Source organism: Streptomyces sp. NPDC056160 (assembly GCF_042268205.1).
Taxonomy (GTDB): Bacteria; Actinomycetota; Actinomycetes; order Streptomycetales; family Streptomycetaceae; genus Streptomyces.
This window is the reverse complement of the sequence record NZ_JBHJUW010000001.1, coordinates 28,519-48,711: the sequence shown is the minus strand read 5'-3', so window position 1 is coordinate 48,711 and position 20,193 is coordinate 28,519. Positions and strand designations below refer to the sequence as shown.

The following is a 20,193-nucleotide window of genomic DNA, read 5'->3' as shown; positions in this document are numbered from 1 at the left end:
ACCACCGTGCCGCGGACCATCGCCCCCCGCCTCCGGAACCTGGTGCTGCTGCTCCTGGCCGTCACCGGCGCGCTCCTGGCCGGCGCCGCACCGGCCTCCGCGCACGCCGCGGTGACCGGCAGCGCCCCCCAGCAGGGGGCGGTGGTCGCCACGGCACCCGCCCGGGTCTCCCTGACCTTCTCCGAGAAGGTCGCCATGAACGACGACTCAGTGCGCGTGCTCGACCCCGGCGGCAAACGGGTCGACACCGGCAAACCGACCAACACCAGCGGCACCACGTACACCGTCGGGCTCCGCGGCGGCCTGGCCAAGGGCACGTACACCGTCACCTACCAGGTGATCTCCGCCGACAGCCACCCGGTCGGCGGCGCCTACACCTTCTCGATCGGAGCGCCCTCCAAGACGTCCGTCGTGGCCGGCGGCCAGGACGTGGGCGGCGGCCTCGTCGGCTGGCTGTACGGCCTCGGACGGTACGTCTCCTACGCCGGCTTCATCGTCCTGGCCGGCGGCGCCGCCTTCGTCCTGGCCTGCTGGCAGCGCGGAGCGGGCGTACGGGCCCTGCAACGGCTCGTCGTCTCCGGCTGGGTGGCGCTCACCGCGGCGACCCTGGCACTGCTGCTCCTGCGCGGCTCCTACACCACTTCCGGGAAGGCCGGGGACATCGTCGACCTGGACCTGCTGGGCCAGGTGCTCCAGACCAAGACGGGCGCGGCCCTCGTCTCCCGGCTGCTGCTGCTCGCGGCGGCGGCGCTCTTCGTCGCGGTGCTCTTCGGGGCGTACGAGAAGCGGGAGGACGAGGAGAAACGGGACCTGACGTTCGGGCTGGCGATCGGCGGCGTCGTGGTCGCCGCCGGGCTCGCGGCGAGCTGGGCGCTGGCCGAGCACGCCTCGGTCGGCCTCCAGCCGGGCATCGCGATGCCCGTCGACGTCGTCCACCTGCTCGCCGTGGCCGCCTGGCTCGGCGGACTCGTCGCTCTCCTGGTCGCGCTCTACCGCGCCCCGGCGGACACCCCCGTCGAGGCCTCGGCCGTACGCCGCTTCTCCCGCGTCGCCTTCGGCTCCGTGGCAGCCCTGGTGGCCACCGGCGTCTACCAGTCCTGGCGTCAGGTCGGCTCGTGGTCGGCGCTGACCGGCACCCGCTACGGGCAACTGCTCCTGATCAAGGTCGGCCTCGTCGTGCTGATGGTCGCAGTCGCGGGAATCTCGCGGCGCTGGACCGGCCGGCTCGCGGACACGGTGACCGCCAAGGCCGCCACCAGATCCGGCACCATGACCGCCACCGAGGACCGCACGAAAGAACGCGACAGGCACCGGACCCAGGAACCCGCACGCAAGGAACCCGTGGCCGCGGGCAAGGGCGGCGCCGACGGGAAGAACCCGGCCGGGGGCGACTCCCGGCGGGCCGCCCAACTGGCCAGGCAGCGGGCCGCCGTGGACGCCGCACGGCAGAAGCGGCAGCGCGACGCCGACCCGAACCGGTTCGGGCTGCGCCGCTCCGTGATGGCGGAGGCGGGCGTCGCCGTCGTCCTGCTCGCCGTCACCACCGTGCTGACGCAGACCGAACCCGGCCGCACGCAGGAGGAGGCCAAGGCCGCCACGACCTCCTCCTCATCCTCCCCTTCTTCCTCGTCCGCGGCAGAGGCGGTCACCCTCGACATGCCCTTCGACACCGGCGGCCAGGCCGGCAAGGGCGTCGTACGGCTCGACCTCGACCCCGCACGCGTGGGCGGCAACGAGATGCACCTCTACGTACAGCGGCCCGACGGCAAGGCGTTCGACGTGCCCGAGATCAAGACCGCCTTCACCCTGACCGCCCGGAAGATCGGCCCGCTGTCGGTCACCCCCGAGCACATCACCACCGGTCACTGGGCCGCGAGCGGCGTACAGATCCCCATGGCGGGTTCCTGGAAGGTCGCCGTGACGGTACGGACCTCCGACATCGACCAGGTGACCGTCTCCAAGAACGTGCAGATCGGCTGAACGACCATGACCGACCAGTCCTCCTCGAAGGCAGCCTCTTCGGCCTCCTCTCGCGCCTCCTCGCCGGCCGCCCCCTCAGCGGTGCCCGAACCCCGGCGGGCCGGCGCCCCCGCCACGGCGGGCGTCACGCGCCGACAGCTGCTCGGCACGGCCGGCGCCACCGGAATCGTCCTCGGTGCCGCGGGCGCGGCCATCGGCTACACCTCCGCGCCCGCCGGCGCCACACCGCTGACCGCCCTCGGCTCACAGCGGTCGGCGTTTCACGTGAAACATCAGCCCGGCATCACAGACGCCCTCCAGGCCTGCGGCCATCTCCTCGCCTTCGACCTGACGGCAGGCTCGGGCCGCAAGGAGGCCGCCGCGCTGCTGCGCCGGTGGTCGGACACCGCCGCGCGGCTGATGGCGGGCGAACCCGCCGCGCACAACGACACGGACGTCGCCCGGGACGCGGGACCCTCCTCGCTGACCATCACCTTCGGCTTCGGCCGTTCGTTCTTCGACCGGACGGGCCTGCACAAACAGCGCCCGGCCGCCCTCGACCCCCTGCCGGACTTCTCCTCCGACCGGCTCGACAAAGCCCGCAGCGACGGCGACCTGTGGGTACAGATCGGCGCCGACGACGCCCTGGTCGCCTTCCACGCGCTGCGCGCCGTCCAGAAGGACGCGGGAAGCGCCGCACGCGTGCGCTGGCAGATGAACGGCTTCAACCGCTCTCCGGGCGCCACCGCCCACCCCATGACGGCCCGCAACCTGATGGGCCAGGTCGACGGCACCAACAACCCGAAACCGGCCGACGCCGACTTCGACCAGCGCCTCTTCGTCCCCGCCGGGGGCGAACCGGCCTGGATGGCGAACGGCTCCTACGCCGTCGTCCGCCGCATCCGCATGCTCCTGGACGACTGGGAGAAGCTGCCCCCCACCCAGCAGGAGAACGTCATCGGCCGCCGCAAGTCCGACGGCGCACCGCTGACCGGGGGCACCGAGACGACCGCCATGGACCTGGAGAAGACCGGCGCGGACGGCACCTACGTCGTCCCGGTGAACGCACACGCCCGCATCACGCGCCCCGACCAGAACGGGGGCGCGGCCATGCTCCGCCGCCCCTTCTCCTACCACGACGGCATCGCCCCGGACGGCGCACCGGACGCGGGCCTGCTGTTCATCTGCTGGCAGGCCGACCCGCTGCGGGGCTTCGTGCCGGTGCAGCGCAAGCTGGACCGCGGCGACGCCCTGTCGCAGTTCATCCGGCACGAGGCCAGCGGCCTGTTCGCCGTGCCGGGCGGCGCGGCGAAGGGCGAGTACGTCGGACAGCGGCTGCTGGAGGGATGACATGCCGGACGGCCTCAGGGCCGGGGACGTGGCACCGCCGGGACAGACGGCGATGCCACGACAGGGCCTAGGGTGAGGGCATGTCAGCGAGTTACGCCTATCTCGGCCCCGAGGGCACCTTCACCGAAGTGGCCCTGCGTACGCTCCCCGAGGCGGCCACCCGCGAACTGGTCCCGTACGTGTCCGTGCAGTCCGCGCTGGACGCGGTCCGCAACGGCGAGGCCGAGGCGGCCTTCGTGCCGATCGAGAACTCCGTCGAGGGCGGGATCACCACGACGCTCGACGAGCTGGTCGCGGGGCGGCCGCTGGTGATCTACCGCGAGGTGCTGCTGTCGATCACCTTCGCACTGCTGGCCAGACCCGGCACCCGGCTCGCCGACATCAAGACGGTCACCGCCCACCCGGCCGCCCAGCCGCAGGTGCGCAACTGGCTGAAGACGCACCTGCCGAACGCCCTGTGGGAGTCGGCCGCCTCCAACGCCGACGGCGCCCGCCTGGTCCAGGAGGGCCGTTACGACGCCGCCTTCGCCGGTGAGTTCGCCGCCGCGCGCTACGGGCTGGAGCCCCTGGAGAGGGACATCCACGACGCGGAGAACGCGCAGACCCGGTTCGTGCTCGTCGGCCGCCCCGCGCGCCCCGCCGCCCCGAGCGGCGCGGACAAGACGTCCGTGGTGCTGTGGCAGCGCGACGACCACCCCGGCGGGCTGCGCGACCTGCTGGGCGAGTTCTCCGGGCGGGGGATCAACCTGATGCTGCTCCAGTCGCGCCCGACGGGCGCGGGCATCGGCAACTACTGCTTCTGCATCGACGCCGAGGGGCACATCACCGACCGCCGGATGGCCGAGGCCCTGATGGGTCTGAAGCGGATCTGCCTCCAGGTGCGCTTCCTCGGCTCCTATCCGCGCGCGGACGTCGGTACGGCGGACGTACGCCCCCCTCTGGCCGGGACGTCGGACGAGGACTTCGCGGCCGCTGCGGACTGGGTGGCACGCTGCCAGGACGGTCGTTCCTAGCCACCCCTTGACCGTGTGTGACCGGTCGTACCTGCAGATCTTCGTTATCCACAGAAGTTATCCACAGGTCCTCTTCTCGACCTGGGGACAAGTCGACACCGATCGGCGACTCGGTCGACAAATCGCCCTCCAGCCCTCAAGGCGGTCGATCGCCACGCAGGTCACCCTTCGTCCACTCGTTTCCTTTGGTTCATCTTTTGGGACGACCCTTTTCCACCCGAAAGTGGGTGTCGGGGTGGTTTGAGACGGGAATTCTTCCCCCGTGCGGCACTTCCGGAGTGATCAATTCCAAAGTCCACAGATGTTGCGCACAGCCTGTGGATAACTCTCCCGGAGGGGGCGGTTCCTGTGGACAACCGACCGCCCAAGTCCGGTGCCCCACAAGCAGATCCAGTCAACAGGGGGCCTGTCGGCCGCCCTCTTCCAGGGGGCCGGGTTCTCCCTTCTTGACACGATGCGCAATTCCTCCATAACGGTGGGTACGGCCGTGCGGCGGCGCGCTCCGGAATACTGGGTCGTGAGCCGGAACGCCGCACCGGTAGCCTTGGCCACGTGATTGACCTTCGTCTGCTCCGTGAGGACCCTGACCGTGCGCGCGCCTCGCAGCGCGCCCGTGGAGAGGACGTCGCGCTCGTCGACTCCCTCCTGTCTGCCGACGAGCGGCGCAGGTCGTCCGGCGTCCGCTTCGACGAGCTGCGCGCCGAGCAGAAGGCGCTGGGCAAGCTCATCCCCAAGGCCGCCGGCGACGAGAAGGCCGAGCTGCTGAAGAAGGCGAGCCAGCTCGCCGCCGACGTCAAGGCGGCCGACGCGGAACGCGACGCCGCCGACGCGGAGACCCAGGAGCTCCTGCTTCGCCTCGGCAACCTCGTCCACCCCGACGTACCCGTCGGCGGCGAGGAGGACTTCGTCACGCTGGAGACGCACGGCACGATCCGCGACTTCGCCACCGAGGGCTTCGCGCCCAAGGACCACCTGGAACTGGGCCAGCTCCTCGGCGCCATCGACGTGGAGCGCGGCGCGAAGGTGTCCGGCTCGCGCTTCTACTTCCTCACCGGTGTCGGCGCCCTGCTGGAGCTGGCGCTGGTGAACGCGGCGATCGCCCAGGCGACCGCGGCCGGCTTCACGCCGATGCTCACCCCGGCGCTGGTGCGCCCGCAGTCCATGGCGGGAACCGGCTTCCTCGGCCAGGCCGCCCAGGACGTCTATCACCTCGACAAGGACGACCTGTACCTGGTCGGCACGTCCGAGGTGCCGCTGGCGGCGTACCACATGGACGAGATCATCGACGCCGAGCGGCTGCCGCTGCGCTACGCGGGCTTCTCGCCGTGCTTCCGCCGCGAGGCCGGATCGCACGGCAAGGACACGCGTGGCATCTTCCGCGTGCACCAGTTCGACAAGGTCGAGATGTTCTCCTACGTCGCCCCCGAGGACTCGCGGGCGGAGCACCAGCGGCTGCTGGAGTGGGAGAAGCAGTGGCTGACCTCACTGGAGCTGCCGTTCCGCGTGATCGACGTCGCCTCGGCCGACCTCGGCGCCTCGGCGGCCCGCAAGTTCGACTGTGAGGCGTGGATCCCGACCCAGGGCAAATACCGCGAACTGACCTCGACGTCGGACTGCACCGAGTTCCAGTCCCGGCGCCTGTCGATCCGCGTCCGCGACGGCAAGCAGGTCAAGCCGCTCGCCACCCTCAACGGCACGCTGTGCGCCGTCCCGCGCACCATCGTCGCCCTCCTGGAGAACCACCAGCAGGCGGACGGTTCCGTGCGCGTGCCCGAGGTGCTGCGTCCCTACCTCGGCGGCCGGGAGGTCCTGGAGCCGCAGGCCAAGTGACCGCCACCGTCCCCGCGGCCGTCGGCGAGAGGTCCGGCGGCCTTCCCTACCGGCTGGTCGCGACCGACCTGGACGGGACGCTGCTGCGCTCGGACGACTCGGTCTCGCCCCGCACCCGTGAGGCTCTCGCCGCGGCGACCGCGGCGGGCGCCGCGCACATCGTCGTCACCGGCCGCGCGGTCCCCTGGACGCAGCACATCCTCGACGACCTCGGCTACCGCGGCCTCGCGGTCTGCGGCCAGGGCGCCCAGGTCTACGACGCCGGGGAGCGGCGTCTGCTGACGTCGGTGACACTGGACCGGCAGCTGGCCGGTGTGGCCCTGGCGAAGATCGAGGCCGAGGTCGGCCCGCTGTACCTCGCGGCCAGCCGGGACGGGCTGGACGGCGAGGTGCTGGTGGGGCCCGGTTACGCCCTGACCGGCTCCCTGCCCGCCACGCCGCTCACAGACGCCTCGGACCTGTGGAGCGCGCCGCTCAACAAGATCTACGTCCAGCACCCGACGCTGTCCGACGACGAACTGGCCGAGGCGGCCCAGCGGACCGCGGGCGGTTTCGTCACGGTCACGATGGCCGGTGAGGGCATAGTGGAGCTGCTTCCGCTCGGTCTGTCGAAGGCCACGGGGCTCTCGCTGGCCGCCCGGCGGCTGGGTCTGAAGGCGGCCGACACGCTCGCCTTCGGCGACATGCCCAATGACATCCCCATGTTCGCCTGGTCCGCCCACGGCGTGGCCATGGCCAACGCCCACGACGACCTGAAGGCGGTCGCGGACGAGGTCACGGCCTCACACGAGGAGGACGGCATCGCGGTCGTCCTGGAACGGCTGCTGGGCTAGGCGCGACGCACCCGAGGGGCTGCGTGGGGGTGCGTAAGTGCAGGTCTCTGCGGAGGATGCACGGATCGAACGTGCGCGGGGGTGACCCCGACCACGGCTTAGCAAGCCAGTGCCTTACCACTCGGCCAATCCTCCGGGTGGGCGGCCCACGCGACAGCGGGTCGCGTGCTCGAAGCGGCCGCCCCGGGCAGTTCCCGGTGCGGGGCGGGCTCGACGGAGCGGTCAGTCACTCCGGAGTCCGCCGCGGGCTGCCCTGACGGGAGCCGGGCGTACTGCTGTGCATGGGCATCGCCCCGCTCCTCTCCCAGAACATGGCGCCGGTGCGATCCGGCGCTGCGGTCATCTCCACTGTGCCGGTGCGGCGACCGCGACGCCACCGAATTAGAGGCCACCGAGTCGAAGGGGACGATCGCCTCCGCCCCTGCCGTATCCGCCCCGGGTCCGGAGCCGTCGCCGGTCAGCGCCGACGCCACCTGCGGCGGCGCACCTTGCTGAAGAACCAGCCCGCGGGCGGTTCGTCGGAACGCCACGGCTGCGGTTCGGGCGCCTCGCGGCGCCAGCGTGCGGCGAGCATCCGGGCGCGGGCGGACGGCTCCGTGGCCTCGGCGGCCCGTACGAAGTCGGTGTCGAGGACGATGTCGTCCCATTCCCCGCCGGTCGTCTGACGGTCCTCGCTGCGCGGAGTCTCGCCGGTCATCTCCGTCCTCCTGGTCGTCCGTCCGCTGCGCCCAGTGTGCGTGTACGGCGGTGAAGCGTGCGTGAAGGGCGAGCGGAGTCCGCTCGCCCCCCGAAACCGTCGGTGTCTCACTCCTCGCCGGCGAGGGTCAGGGACCGCAGTTTCTGCCCGGCGTACCAGGTGGCCAGCACGGTCACCAGCACCAGCAGGACCGTCGCCGTCGTCAGTCCGACGTCGGAGGTCACCAGTTCACCGCCGGCGACCTTGTGCGCGACGGCCAGGGCCCACTGCTGGATGCTCAGCGTGCGTGCCCCGGGCACCAGGGAGCCGAACAGCGCCTCCCAGACCAGCGCGTACACCAGTCCGAAGACCACCGCGTGCCGGGAGACCGTGCCCAGCAGGAGGAAGAGGGCGGCGTAGGCGATGGAGGCGACCAGCGCGGCCACCGTGTAGGCCACCGCGATCTGCTGGCCGTTGCCGTTGAGGATCAGTCCGGCGATCAGCGTGGGCACCGCGGAGAACACCATGGTCACGGCGACCGCCACGATCAGCTTGGTGAAGATGATGGTCGGGCGCTTCAGCGGCTTGGACAGCAGGTACACCACCGAGCCGTCGTCGATCTCCGGCCCGATCGCGCCGGTACCGGCGATGACGCCGATGATCGGCACCATGGTGGCGAGCGCGAAGCCGCCGAGGACGTTCACCGCGGTCTGGTCGTCGGCGCCGGTGAGGGCGCGCACGACGACCGCGATGACGATCAGCAGCAGGGGCAGTGCGCCGAGGATGAGGGCCCGGCGGCGGCCGAGCAGGGCCCGGTAGGTGAGCCGGGCGACTGTGGGGTCGTACATCTTCGGCCTCCTACGCCGCGACAAGATACGAGAAGACGGACTCGAGGGACTCGTCGGACGGCGAGACCGTGTGCAGCCGGATGCCGTGGTCGCGGGCCACCCGCGGCAGCAGGACGGTGAACCGGCCGAAGTCGACGGCCTGGATGCGCAGCGCGCCCTCGGCGAGGTCCACCTCGATCCCGGAGGTCGACGGGTCGGCGATCAGCGCGGCGGCCAGGGCGCGGTCGTCGCTGGAGCGCACCAGGTAGCGGTGCGGCCGGTCGGTCATCAGGCGGCGGATCTTGCGGAAGTCACCGCTGGCCGCGTGCCGGCCGGCGACGATGACCTCGATGTGCCAGGCGAGCTGTTCGACCTCTTCCAGGATGTGGGAGGAGAACAGCACCGTGCGCCCCTCGTCGCCCATGCGCCGCAGCAGGTCCATCAGCTGCATGCGCTGGCGCGGGTCCATGCCGTTGAACGGCTCGTCCAGCAGGAGCAGGGAGGGGTCGTGCACGAGGGCGCTCGCCATCTTCACGCGCTGGCGCATGCCCTTGGAGTACGTGGAGATCTTGCGGTCCTGGGCGTACTCCATCTCGACCGTGGCCAGCGCCTTCTGTGCCGCCTTGGCGCCCAGGCCGTGCAGTTCCGCATTGGCGACGACGAAGTCGCGGCCGGTGAGGAAGTCGTACATCGCCTCCCGCTCGGGGACGACGCCGATGTGCCGGTAGATCTGCTCGTTGCGCCAGACGGGCCGGCCGTCGAGGGTGACGGTGCCGGTGGAGGGCGCGAGGAAGCCGCCCATCATGTTGATCAGGGTGGACTTCCCGGCGCCGTTGGGGCCGAGCAGGCCGGTGACGCCGGGACCGATCGTCATGGTGATGTCGTTGACGGCGACCACGTTGCCGAACCAGCGGGAGACGTGGTCGATGCTCAGCGTGGTCACAGTCCCACCTTCTTGTAGCGGCGCAGCAGGAGGCCGTAGGCGGCGGCGATGAGGCCGAGGACGACCAGGACGTAGACGACGCCCTGTCCGGTGCCGGGGCCCGCGGCGCCGGGGGCGGAGGAGGTCGCGCCCAGGAAGGCTGTCTGTACGCCGTCGATGAGGGTGATCGGGGAGAACAGGCCGATCCACGGGATGGCGCCGGTGCTGTTCTGGGCGTCCGCGATGGCTTCGAGCGTGGAGACCGCGCCGTAGGAGATGACGAGCACGGCGATCACGGCCGCGATACCGAAGCCACGGCGGGGGGTGACGGCCGCGATCACCAGGCCGATGCCGGCGAAGAGCAGTGAGAGCAGGGCCACGGAGACGAGTCCTTCGGCGAATCCCTTGGTCTGGTCCGCGAAGTCGAGCTTGGCCAGCAGCGCGCCGACGTAGAGCACGAGCAGCGGGGCGGCGGTCAGGATGAACAGCGCCGAGGCCAGCGCCGCGTATTTGGCGCGGACGTAGTCCGCGGTCTCGATGGGTCGCGAGAAGTACAGCGGCACGGTCTTGAAGCGCAGGTCGCGGGAGACGGACTGGGGTGCCTGTGAGGCGACGTACAGGCTGATGACGCCTTGCAGGATGACGGCGTAGCGCGTGTAGTCGACGGGCAGGTCCTTGGCCTTGGTGGCGACCGCGACGGCGACCATGATGGCCGCGGGCACGCACATCACCACGAACAGCAGCATGGGCAGCACCTTGGACTTCACCGAGCGGCCGAGGCCGTAGGAGCCGCGCAGGGACTGCGAGTACAGCGAGCGGCGGGCATAGGCGCGGCCGAGGCGGGGGCCGTCGTAGTTGCGGTAGCCGATGTTGTGGATCCGGGTCTGGTCGCCCGGCGGCGGTACCGGATTGCGCAGGGGCTGCTCAAGCGCCATGGTCGGCCGCCTCCTTCCGCTGTCCTTCGCGCTGTTCGTCGTCGTCCCGGAAGACCTCCGAGATGTGGTGCCTGCGCTGTTCCATGCGGACCAGGCCGAGGCCGAGGTCCGCGATCACGTCGCGCACCAGGTCGTGCGTCTCCTCGCCCTGGGCGGTGAGCAGCAGGACGTGTCCCGCGCCCGGCAGCCCGGTTCCGTCCTCGGTCTCCACACCGCGCGCGTGGAGCGCCTCGCGGACCGCCCGGGTGCCGTCGGGGTGCTCGTCGCTGTCGGTGACCTCGACGGCGAGGGTCGTCGTGGTCTGGGTGAAGTCGGTGGTGGAGCTGGACCGCAGCAGCTTGCCGCCGTCGACGACGACGACGTGGTCGCAGGTGCGCTCCAGCTCGCCCAGCAGGTGGGAGGTGACGAGGACCGAGATGCCGAAGTCGGTGTGGATGCGGCGGATGAGGCCGAGCATGTCGTCGCGGCCGACCGGGTCGAGGCCGTTGGTCGGTTCGTCGAGGAAGACCAGCTGCGGGTCGTGCACCAGGGCCTGGGCGAGCTTGACGCGCTGCTTCATGCCGGTCGAGTAGCCGCCGATGGGCCGGTAGCGCTCCTCGTAGAGACCGACGTGGCGCAGCGTGTCCGCCGTGCGCTCGCGGGCAGCGGTGGGCGGCAGGCCGGACATGCGGGCCATGTGGACGACGAACTCGGTGGCCGAGACGTCGGGCGGCAGGCAGTCGTGCTCCGGCATGTAGCCGACGCGCTCGCGGATCGCGGCGCCCTTGGTGGCGACGTCGAGGCCGAGCACCTCGGCGCGGCCCTCCGTTGCGGGGGACAGACCCAGCAGGATCTTGATCAGTGTGGACTTGCCGGCTCCGTTGGCGCCGACGAGTCCGGTCACACCGGGTCCGACGTCCACGGAGAGCCGGTCAAGCGCGGTCACCCGGGGGAACCGCTTGCTCAGGCTTTCGGTCGCGATCACAGTCACGTCTTCGACGATAGTGACGGCGGCCACGCCGGTCGTCAGACCGCAGAGCCGTCTTGCGGTCCCTCTTGAGTATTACGGGGCCCTAAGGGGTGCACCCCTGAGGTAGCCCATCATCCGGGACAACCGGGGTCTACCAGGCCCCCGCCCACCCTATTGACGTTCAGTCTAACAACTGCCACAGTTCGCCGAAGTCACGTGACGGGCACACGCCCCCGGCGAACGCGAGCATGGGGATGTGCCGCCGGGCGGAGGAGAGGTGATGCGCGTGTCGCCGCTGAAGGGCGCGCGGGAGCGCCGGGTACAGGCCGGCGAGGTCGAGCTGTGCGTGGCCGAACTGGGGGATCCGCGCCGGCCGACGGTCGTCCTGGTGCACGGGTACCCGGACAGCAAGGAGGTCTGGTCCGAGGTGGCCGAACGCCTCGCCGAGCACGGTGACTTCCACGTCGTGCTGTACGACGTGCGGGGCCACGGCCGCTCCACCGCGCCCCGCCCGTTGCGCGGCGGCTTCACGCTGGACAAGCTCACCGACGACTTCCTGGCGGTCGCGGACGCGGTCAGCCCGGGCGAACCGGTGCACCTGGTGGGGCACGACTGGGGCTCGGTCCAGGCCTGGGAGTTCGTCACCGTCGAGCGCACCAAGGGCCGGATCGCTTCCTTCACCTCCATGTCCGGCCCCTCGCTCGACCACTTCGGCCACTGGATCAACTCCCGTGTCACCCGTCCCACGCCGCGCCGGGTGGGCCAACTCCTCGGCCAGGGCGCCAAGTCCTGGTACGTCTACCTGCTGCACACACCCGCGCTGCCCGAACTCGCCTGGCGTGGCCCCCTCGGCAGGCGCTGGCCGAAGATCCTCCAGCGCGTCGAGAAGGTGCCCGCGGGCGACTACCCGACCCGGTCGCTGCCCCAGGACGCGGCGCACGGCGCCTGGCTGTACCGGGACAACGTCAGGGACCGGCTGCGCCGGCCACGCCCTGACGCCCGCGCCCACGCACCGGTGCAGCTCATCACCCCGGTGAACGACGCCTTCCTGTCGGAGAGGCTGTACGACGACCTGGATCAGTGGGTCCCCCGCCTGGTACGCCGCACCCTTCCCGCCCGGCACTGGATCCCCCGCACCCGGCCCGACCGGCTGGCCGACTGGATCACCGATTTCGTGACCGCCGTCGAGGACGGACGGCCGTCGCCGGCCGCCGCCGGACGCCACGCCGACCGGTTCGCCGGACAGCTCGTCCTGGTCACCGGGGCGGGCAGCGGCATCGGACGGGCCACGGCGCTCGCCTTCGCCGGGGCCGGGGCCCGTGTGGTGGCCGTCGACCGGGACGCCGAGGCCGCGACGCGCACGGCCGAGCTGGCCCGGCCGCTGGGCGCGCGGGAGGCCTGGGCGGAGACCGCGGACGTCTCCGACGAGCGGGCCATGGAGAAGCTGGCCGAGAAGGTCGTCGCCGAGTACGGCGTGGTGGACGTGCTGGTGAACAACGCGGGCATCGGCCTGTCCGGCTCGTTCTTCGACCACACCACGGAGGACTGGGGCAAGGTCCTCGACGTCAACCTGTGGGGCGTGATCCACGGATGCCGGCTCTTCGGCCGGCAGATGGCCGAACGCGGCCAGGGCGGCCACATCGTCAACATCGCCTCGGCGGCCGCTTACCAGCCGTCCCGGGCGCTGCCCGCCTACAGCACCTCCAAGGCGGCCGTGCTGATGCTCAGCGAGTGCCTGCGTGCGGAACTTTCCGGGCAGGGGATCGGTGTCACGGCCATCTGCCCCGGGTTCGTCAACACCGGCATCACGTCCGCGGCACGCTTCGCGGGTGCCGACGCGGCCGAGGAGAAGCGCCGCCAGAAGCGCACGGCCCGGCTCTACCGGCTGCGCAACTATCCGCCGGAGAAGGTCGCCGACGCGGTCCTGCGCGCGGTCGTGCGCGACGCCGCGGTGGTGCCGGTGACACCGGAGGCCCGGCTCCTGCACGCGATGTCCCGCTTCACCCCGCGGGCCCTGCGCAGACTGGCACGGGTGCGGCCACGCCTGTGAGGTCCGTTGCGCTCGGCCGATCCCGGCGAAATCCCCAAGGACGCCCGTGAGTTGTCCACAGATTGCTCAATTAGCCTGTGGATAACCTCACTTGCTTGTGGATCAAACCTGCCCGGCGGAGAAGTTCTGCGTGAGGCTGGTCTCTTCCGGCAGGCTGGCGGCATGAACGAAAGGCGCACCGTGCAGGTCTCGAAGTACCTCTCCCGGCACCTGCGCCACCAGCCCGCGAGGATCGGACTCACGCTCGACGAGGCCGGATGGGCCCGGATCGACGCCCTGATCGCGGCGGCGACCACCCACCGCTTCCCCACCACCCGCGAGGAACTCGACCACGTGGTCGCCGCCAACGGCAAACGGCGCTTCGAGATCCAGGGCGACCGCATCCGGGCCGCCCGGGGCCACAGCGTCGATGTCGACCTGGGACTACCGCCGGCGACCCCGCCGCCGTACCTCTGCCACGGGACGGTCGCCGGAGCCCTGGAGGCCATCCACGCCGAGGGCCTGCGGCCCATGAACCGGCACGACGTGCACCTCTCACCCGACCGGGAGACCGCGACCCGCGTGGGTGCCCGCCGCGGCCGGCCGGTCGTACTCGCCGTGGACGCGGCGCCATGCACCGCGACGGTCATGTCTTCCGGGTCAGCGTCAACGGCGTATGGCTGACCGAGGCAGTACCGCCGCGCTACCTGCGGTTCCCTCCTGCCATTGAGCCCGTCCGGCATGATCGGCACCATGGACCGCCCTCTCGCCACGACCCAAGCCGCCGTCACCGCCTGCCGCGCCATCGCCGCCGCCTACGCGCGCGAGATCGAGGTGACCGACGACATCGGGGCCGACCAGACCTCCCGTCGCAGTGCCGCGGGCGTGGGTGTCGCCACCGATCCGGACGGTTCGCTCCCGCACGAGGCCTTCGTCGAGTTCGGTGGCATGCCCCGGCTGACCGTACGGCTCTACCCGGAGGAGGACGCCCTGATCACGGTCGAGGGCGTCGAGTTCCACGACCTGCCCCGCGACGACGTCCCCGCCTTCCTCCGAGCCGTCCTGGACGACACCGCGTTCGTCAAAGGGCGGCGCTTCCCGCCCGGCTACCGGCTGGTCGTCCCACTGCCCGGCGACCGCACGTACAAGGAACCGGTCCCGGTGATCGGTCTCACCTCGTGGCTGAGCAGCCGCGTGCGGTGACTGTTTCACGTGAAACACTCGCGGCCGCTTAGGCTCGGCCCCATGAGCCTGCGTCTGAGCACCGTGATCCTTCCCTACCGCCGCTGGCACGAGGGCGGTCGTTCGGCGTGGACCCGTGCCGAGCAGCTCGGCTTCCACACCGGCTACACCTACGACCACCTGTCCTGGCGCACTTTCCGGGACGGCCCGTGGTTCGGTGCCGTGCCGACGCTGACCGCCGCCGCGACCGCGACCGCGAGCATGCGCCTGGGTACCCTGGTGACCTCGCCGAACTTCCGGCACCCGGTCACCCTCGCCAAGGAACTGATCTCGCTCGACGACATCTCCGGCGGCCGGCTCACGCTGGGCATCGGTGCGGGCGGCACCGGCTTCGACGCCACCGCACTCGGTCAGGAGCCCTGGACGCCACGGGAGCGGGCCGATCGCCTGGCCGAGTTCGTACCGCTGCTGGACCGGCTGCTCTCCGAGGACTCGGTGTCGTACGAGGGTGACTTCTACTCGGCGCACGAGGCACGCAACATCCCCGGGTGTGTGCAACGGCCCCGGCTGCCGTTCGCCGTGGCCGCCACCGGTCCGCGTGGGCTGCGGCTCGCGGCGCGGTACGGGCAGGCGTGGGTGACCACGGGCGACCCCAAGCTGTTCGAGAACGGCACGCCGGAGCAGTCCGTCCAGGCCCTTCGCGGACAGGTCGAGAAGCTGGGCGCGGCGTGCGAGGCTGCCGGCCGCGAGGTCTCCGCGCTCGACAAGACCCTGCTCACCGGATTCACCCCCGACCGCGGGCGCCCTCTGGAGTCCCTGGATGCCTTCGTCGACTTCGCGGGCCGCCACCAGGAGCTGGGATTCACCGAGATCGTGATCCACTGGCCGATTCCCGACTCGGACTTCGCGGCGGACGAGAAGGTCTTCGAGCGGATCGCCCTGGAGGCACCCGCCCAGCTGGCGTGACCGAGGCGACGTCTCACATGACCGAGGCGACGTCTCAGATGTGCGCGGACCCGCACGGTCGTGCGGGCATATGCGGGACAATGACCCGGTGACCTCAGCGACGCGACAGCCCGAGCCCCCGGCCTCTACCCAGCTCTCGACGCTCGCGCAGGGAGGTGCCCCGGTCGTCCCCCCGCGGCTGATCGCCACCGATCTTGACGGAACGTTGCTGCACGACGACAAGTCGGTCTCGCCCCGCACGGTCGCCGCCCTCGCCGCCGCCGAGGAGGCAGGCATCGAGGTCTTCTTCGTCACCGGCCGCCCGGCCCGCTGGATGGGCGTCGTCAGTGACCACGTGCACGGTCACGGCCTGGCGATCTGCGGCAATGGCGCGGCCGTGGTCGACCTGCACGGCGGCCCCGGCGCCCACCGGTTCGTCAAGGTGCGCGACCTCGCCCGGGAGAACGCCCTGGACGCCGTACGGCTGGTGCGCGAGGCGGCACCCGGCACGGTGTACGCGGTCGAGCAGACGTACGGATTCCACCAAGAGCCGGACTACCCGAAGCTGCACATGGAGGCCCCCGACACGCTGGCGCCCGTCGAAGCCCTGCTGGCGCCCGGGGGCTCTGCCGCCGCACACCCGATCCTGAAGATCCTCGCCGCCCACCCCACGCTGGACCCCGACGCCTTCCTCACCGTGGCCCGGCTCGCCGTCGGCGACCGCGCCACCCTCACCCGCTCCAGCCCCAGCGCCCTGCTGGAGATCAGCGGGCCGGGCGTCTCCAAGGCCAGCACGCTCGCCCTGTGCTGCGCGGAGCGCGGCATCTCGCACGAGGAGGTCGTCGCCTTCGGCGACATGCCGAACGACATCGAGATGCTCACCTGGGCCGGCCAGTCCTACGCCATGGGCAACGCGCACCCGGACGCCGTCGCCGCGGCGTCCGGGCGGACCGCGGCCAACAACGAGGACGGAGTCGCGGTCGTGATCGAGCGCATCCTGGGGGAGCGGCGGTAGCAGCACCGCCGCCCGCCTGCCGGGCAGATGGGCGGCAGTGCTCCACTCCGACGGTGGACGGCTCGGGTTCGGCGGCGCGGTTCTGGCCGAGCCGGGCCGGTCGGCGCGGGGCGGGCCGGTCGACGCGGTGGGGTGGTCGGCTGTGGCCGGGCGGGGCCGACTCTGGTCAGGCCCAGGCGGCGACTGTGGCCGGGTCGGTCCCCGCCTCCTACCGCGCCCCCACCAGCAGTTCCGACGCCGCCTCCCGCTCGGCCATCCGCCTCAGAGGGCCGGGCAGGGCCGCCAGCTCCGCGTACGGGCCTCGCTGGACCACGCGGCCCTCGTCCAGCACGATCACCTCGTCCACGGCCTCCAGTTGGGCCAGACGGTGCGTGATGAGCAGCGTCGTACGCCCCTCGGTGGCGGTCAGCAGATCGGCCGTGAGCGCGTCGGCGGTCGGCAGGTCGAGGTGCTCGGCCGGTTCGTCGAGGACCAGGACGGGGAAGTCCGCGAGCAGCGCCCTGGCCAGTGCCAACCGCTGCCGCTGGCCCCCGGACAACCGCGCTCCGTGCTCGCCGACGAGTGTGTCGAGCCCGTCGGGCAGGCTGTCGGCCCAGTCCAGCAGCCGGGCCCGGGCGAGCGCGTCCCGCAGCTCGGACTCGCTCGCGCCCTTCTTCGCCAGCAGCAGGTTCTCCCGCACCGAACTGTCGAACAGGTGCGCGTCCTGAGCGCAGAGCCCGACGATCCGGCGTACGTCGTCGCCGTCCAGCGCGCAGGCGTCGACGCCGCCGAGACGGTAGGCCCCCGCCCGCGGGTCCAGGAACCGGAGCAGGACCTGCGCGAGTGTCGTCTTGCCGGCCCCGGACGGTCCGACCACGGCGATCCTGCGACCCTCCTCCAGAGTGAGGTCCAGTCCGACGAGGGCGTCCTTGCCCTGTTCGGGGTGGCGGGCCGTGAGGCCGCGGACGGTGAGCGGGAAAGGAGACGCGGGCGCCTGCCGCGGCGCCTCCGGCGCGCGCACGGGCTCCGGCGCGTCCAGGACCTCGTACACGCGCTCGGCGCTGCGCCGCACCCGCTGCCGGTACTGCACGGCGAGAGGCATGCCGAGGACCGCCTCGAAGGCGGCCAGCGGGGTGAGGACGACGACGGCCATGGCCACCCCGCCCAGCCGTCCGCCGACTACGGCGTGGGCGCCGACGAGGGCGGTGGCCGCCACGGTCAGCCCCGAGACGAGGGCGGTGAGCCCGTCACCGAGCGCGGTCGCGGTGGCGGCACGCGAGGCGATCCGGGTCAGTACGGTGCCGGCGCGCCGGGTCTCGGCGGTACGCGCGGGCAGCGCACCGGCGACCGTCAGTTCGGCGGTCCCGGTGAGCAGGTCGGTCACGCGGGTCGCGAGGGCACCGCGCGCCGGGGCGAGCCGCTGCTCCGCCCGTCGGGCCACGGCACCCGTGACCAGCGGAACTCCGGCCCCGGCGACCAGCAGTCCCGCGGCGAGTACCGCCCCGGCCTCGGGCAGCAGCCAGGCAGTGAACGCGACGGATGCGGCGGAGACGGTCACCGCGGCCCCGGCCGGCAGCAGCCAGCGCAGCCAGTAGTCCTGCAGTGCGTCGACGTCGGCGACGAGCCGCGTCAGCAGGTCGCCTCGGCGGGCCCGGCGCAGCCCGGCGGGCGCCAGCCGCTCCAGCCGCCGGTAGACGGCCACCCGGGTGTCGGCCAGCATCCGCAGCACCGCGTCGTGCGACACGAGCCGTTCGGCGTACCGGAAGACGGCCCGGCCGATGCCGAAGGCGCGGGTCGCCGTGACGGCGACCATCAGGTACAGCACAGGAGGGTGCTGGGACGCGCGCGAGATGAGCCATCCGGAGGTGGCCATCAGGCCGACGGCGCTGCCGAGGGCGAGGCAGCCCAGCAGCAGGGCGAGGGCGAGGCGGCCGCGTCGGCGGCCCGACATCGAGCGGACCCGGGTGAGGACGTCACCCGCCGCCGAGGCGGACGCGCCGCCGGGCGCCCGCGCAAGCACGAGGGCGTCCACCGGCCGCGTATCGGTCTCGCGGGCCCGGGCGTTCCCGGCCGCCCCTGCACCGCTCTTCCGCCCCCGCGACTCGGTGCCCTCCAACCGCACCACCCGGTCGGCGACGTCCAGCAGCGCGGGCCGGTGCACCACGAGCAGCACCGTGCGGCCGGCGGACAGCCGGCGCACCGCCTCCACGATCTCGGCCTCGGTCGCCCCGTCCAGCGCCGCCGTCGGCTCGTCGAGCAGCAGGACAGGCCGGTCGGCGAGGAAGGCCCGGGCGAGCGCGAGCCGCTGCCGCTGCCCCGCGGACAGGCCCGCGCCGTCCTCGCCGAGCACGGTCAGCGGCCCGTCCGGCAGCGCGTCGACGAAGTCCAGTGCTCCGGCGTCGGCCAGCGCGGCACGGACCGCTGCGTCGTCCGCGTCGGGCCGGGCGAGGCGGACGTTCTCCGCGATCGTCCCGGCATACAGGTGAGGCCGCTGCGGAACCCAGGCGATGCGTGAGCGCCACTGCTCCGGGTCGATGTCGTGGAGGTCGGTTCCCGCGACGCGTACCCGGCCCGCGGTGGGGCGGACGAATCCCAGCAGGACGTTCAGCAGCGTCGACTTGCCCGCGCCGCTCGGACCTACGAGCGCGACAATCTCCCCCGGCTCCACGGCGAAGGACACGTCGGTCACGGCGTCCGCCGACCGGCCCCGGTAGCGGACGCTCACGCTCTCGAAGGCGAGGGCCCCGGCGGGAACAGCCGCCGTGCCGGACCGCGGCACCGGTGTCTGCAGCACCTCGAAGATCTCCTCCGCCGCCGCCAGCCCCTCGGCCGCCGCGTGGTACTGCGCGCCCACCTGCCGCAGCGGCAGATAGGCCTCGGGCGCGAGGACGAGGATGACCAGACCGGTGTACAGGTCCATGCCGCCGCTGACGAGCCGCATGCCGATCGTGACGGCGACCAGGGCCACCGACAGCGTGGACAGGAGCTCCAGCGCGAAGGAGGACAGGAAGGCGATCCGCAGCGTGCGCAGGGTCGCCCGCCGGTACTCGTCCGTGATGCGCCTGATCGACTCCGCCTGGGCCTTGGCGCGGCCGAACACCTTCAGGGTCGGCAGGCCGGCCACCACGTCCAGGAAGTGCCCGGACAGCCGGGACAGCAGACGCCACTGGCGGTCCATGCGGGACTGCGTGGCCCAGCCGATCAGCATCATGAAGACGGGGATGAGGGGCAGGGTGGCCACGATGATGGCCGCGGACACCCAGTCCTCGGTGACGATCCTGGCCAGCACCGCCACCGGAACGACCACCGCGAGTCCCAGCTGCGGCAGATAGCGTGAGAAGTAGTCGTCCAGGGCGTCGACGCCGCGGGTGGCCAGCGCGACCAGCGAGCCGGTCCGCTGCTCACTCAGCCAGCCGGGACCGAGCGCCGCCGCGCGGGCGAGCAGACGCCCGCGCAGCTCGGACTTCACCGCGGCACTCGCCCGGTGCGCTGCCAGTTCGGTGAGCCAGGAGACCAACGCCCGGCCGACGGCGACGGCCACCAACAGCAGCAGTGGCGTGCGCAGTTCGGTCACCGGCATGCTGTGCTGGAAGGCGCCGACCACCACCTCCGCGATGAGCATGGCCTGCGCGATGACGAGCCCCGCGCCCAGGGCGCCCAGGGCGATCACGGCCATCAGGAAGAACCGGGTGGCCCGGGCGTAGCGAAGAAGACGCGGATCGATCGGTTTCACGTGAAACATGCCCTTC

15 protein-coding genes, 1 tRNA gene and 1 pseudogene are annotated in these 20,193 nt (G+C 72.1%); 10 read left to right on the top strand and 7 right to left on the bottom strand.

What is annotated here, in order from left to right:
* Positions 1-6 precede the first annotated feature (6 nt).
* From ACFC02_RS00235 to ACFC02_RS00215, 5 genes are all read left to right on the top strand, one after another.
* On the top strand, positions 7-1,980 hold the full coding sequence (locus ACFC02_RS00235) for a copper resistance CopC/CopD family protein (protein ID WP_376350012.1): 1,974 nt from the start codon (positions 7-9) through the stop codon (positions 1,978-1,980).
* A 6-nt stretch (positions 1,981-1,986) separates the two neighbouring features.
* Positions 1,987-3,309, top strand: coding sequence for an iron uptake transporter deferrochelatase/peroxidase subunit (efeB, locus tag ACFC02_RS00230; protein WP_376350008.1), 1,323 nt, complete (start codon positions 1,987-1,989; stop codon positions 3,307-3,309).
* Positions 3,310-3,389: 80 nt separating this feature from the next.
* Positions 3,390-4,322 (top strand): prephenate dehydratase, encoded by a 933-nt coding sequence (gene pheA / locus ACFC02_RS00225; RefSeq protein ID WP_376350005.1) that lies wholly within the window; start codon positions 3,390-3,392, stop codon positions 4,320-4,322.
* A 552-nt stretch (positions 4,323-4,874) separates the two neighbouring features.
* Positions 4,875-6,152, top strand: a complete 1,278-nt coding sequence (gene serS, locus ACFC02_RS00220) for a serine--tRNA ligase (RefSeq protein ID WP_376350003.1) — start codon at positions 4,875-4,877, stop codon at positions 6,150-6,152.
* Entirely contained in the window at positions 6,149-6,985 is an 837-nt protein-coding gene (locus ACFC02_RS00215) for an HAD family hydrolase (RefSeq protein WP_376350000.1), read from the top strand. Before serS ends, ACFC02_RS00215 begins: the two co-directional genes overlap by 4 nt.
* Before the next feature lie 50 nt (positions 6,986-7,035).
* Here ACFC02_RS00215 and ACFC02_RS00210 read toward each other — a convergent pair.
* The 6 genes from ACFC02_RS00210 to ACFC02_RS00185 form a co-directional block, all read right to left on the bottom strand.
* Positions 7,036-7,120: transfer RNA gene (locus ACFC02_RS00210), tRNA-Ser, on the bottom strand.
* A 322-nt stretch (positions 7,121-7,442) separates the two neighbouring features.
* Complete coding sequence (locus tag ACFC02_RS00205; protein WP_376349998.1) at positions 7,443-7,682, bottom strand: hypothetical protein; 240 nt, start codon at positions 7,680-7,682, stop codon at positions 7,443-7,445.
* Positions 7,683-7,789: 107 nt separating this feature from the next.
* Complete coding sequence (locus ACFC02_RS00200) at positions 7,790-8,509, bottom strand: ABC transporter permease subunit (RefSeq protein ID WP_376349996.1); 720 nt, start codon at positions 8,507-8,509, stop codon at positions 7,790-7,792.
* A 10-nt stretch (positions 8,510-8,519) separates the two neighbouring features.
* Positions 8,520-9,431, bottom strand: coding sequence for an ABC transporter ATP-binding protein (locus ACFC02_RS00195; protein ID WP_376349995.1), 912 nt, complete (start codon positions 9,429-9,431; stop codon positions 8,520-8,522).
* Positions 9,428-10,345, bottom strand: a complete 918-nt coding sequence (locus ACFC02_RS00190; RefSeq protein WP_376349992.1) for an ABC transporter permease — start codon at positions 10,343-10,345, stop codon at positions 9,428-9,430. The genes ACFC02_RS00195 and ACFC02_RS00190 overlap by 4 nt, the downstream gene beginning before the upstream one ends.
* The gene (locus ACFC02_RS00185; RefSeq protein WP_376350253.1) at positions 10,335-11,309 is read right to left on the bottom strand and encodes an ABC transporter ATP-binding protein; all 975 of its coding nucleotides are present in this window, start codon (positions 11,307-11,309) and stop codon (positions 10,335-10,337) included. The genes ACFC02_RS00190 and ACFC02_RS00185 overlap by 11 nt, the downstream gene beginning before the upstream one ends.
* Positions 11,310-11,574: 265 nt before the next feature.
* Between ACFC02_RS00185 and ACFC02_RS00180 the strand changes: the two genes are divergently transcribed.
* The 5 genes and pseudogenes from ACFC02_RS00180 to ACFC02_RS00160 all read left to right on the top strand — a co-directional run bounded on the left by ACFC02_RS00180 (position 11,575) and on the right by ACFC02_RS00160 (position 16,465).
* Positions 11,575-13,344: an SDR family oxidoreductase gene (locus ACFC02_RS00180; RefSeq protein WP_376349989.1), complete on the top strand. Its 1,770-nt coding sequence runs from the start codon at positions 11,575-11,577 to the stop codon at positions 13,342-13,344.
* 162 nt (positions 13,345-13,506) lie between these two features.
* Positions 13,507-14,042: pseudogene (locus ACFC02_RS00175) on the top strand (RNA 2'-phosphotransferase); the annotation flags it as partial.
* 22 nt (positions 14,043-14,064) lie between these two features.
* Positions 14,065-14,526 (top strand): hypothetical protein, encoded by a 462-nt coding sequence (locus ACFC02_RS00170; RefSeq protein ID WP_376349986.1) that lies wholly within the window; start codon positions 14,065-14,067, stop codon positions 14,524-14,526.
* A 42-nt stretch (positions 14,527-14,568) separates the two neighbouring features.
* Positions 14,569-15,471 (top strand): LLM class flavin-dependent oxidoreductase, encoded by a 903-nt coding sequence (locus ACFC02_RS00165; RefSeq protein ID WP_376349984.1) that lies wholly within the window; start codon positions 14,569-14,571, stop codon positions 15,469-15,471.
* A 70-nt stretch (positions 15,472-15,541) separates the two neighbouring features.
* Entirely contained in the window at positions 15,542-16,465 is a 924-nt protein-coding gene (locus ACFC02_RS00160) for an HAD hydrolase family protein (RefSeq protein ID WP_376349981.1), read from the top strand.
* Between the two features lie 208 nt (positions 16,466-16,673).
* Here the strand turns inward: ACFC02_RS00160 and cydD are convergent, their stop codons facing one another.
* Complete coding sequence (gene cydD / locus ACFC02_RS00155; RefSeq protein WP_376349978.1) at positions 16,674-20,186, bottom strand: thiol reductant ABC exporter subunit CydD; 3,513 nt, start codon at positions 20,184-20,186, stop codon at positions 16,674-16,676.
* Positions 20,187-20,193: the final 7 nt, after the last annotated feature.

Excerpts from the sequence above, each read along its gene's own strand:
- efeB (WP_376350008.1), top strand. The coding sequence starts at position 1,987 with ATGACCGACCAGTCCTCCTCGAAGGCAGCCTCTTCGGCCTCCTCTCGC.
- pheA (WP_376350005.1), top strand. The coding sequence starts at position 3,390 with ATGTCAGCGAGTTACGCCTATCTCGGCCCCGAGGGCACCTTCACCGAA.
- ACFC02_RS00205 (WP_376349998.1), bottom strand. The coding sequence starts at position 7,682 with ATGACCGGCGAGACTCCGCGCAGCGAGGACCGTCAGACGACCGGCGGG.
- ACFC02_RS00200 (WP_376349996.1), bottom strand. The coding sequence starts at position 8,509 with ATGTACGACCCCACAGTCGCCCGGCTCACCTACCGGGCCCTGCTCGGC.
- ACFC02_RS00190 (WP_376349992.1), bottom strand. The coding sequence starts at position 10,345 with ATGGCGCTTGAGCAGCCCCTGCGCAATCCGGTACCGCCGCCGGGCGAC.
- ACFC02_RS00180 (WP_376349989.1), top strand. The coding sequence starts at position 11,575 with ATGCGCGTGTCGCCGCTGAAGGGCGCGCGGGAGCGCCGGGTACAGGCC.
- ACFC02_RS00170 (WP_376349986.1), top strand. The coding sequence starts at position 14,065 with ATGATCGGCACCATGGACCGCCCTCTCGCCACGACCCAAGCCGCCGTC.
- ACFC02_RS00165 (WP_376349984.1), top strand. The coding sequence starts at position 14,569 with ATGAGCCTGCGTCTGAGCACCGTGATCCTTCCCTACCGCCGCTGGCAC.
- ACFC02_RS00160 (WP_376349981.1), top strand. The coding sequence starts at position 15,542 with ATGCGGGACAATGACCCGGTGACCTCAGCGACGCGACAGCCCGAGCCC.
- cydD (WP_376349978.1), bottom strand. The coding sequence starts at position 20,186 with ATGTTTCACGTGAAACCGATCGATCCGCGTCTTCTTCGCTACGCCCGG.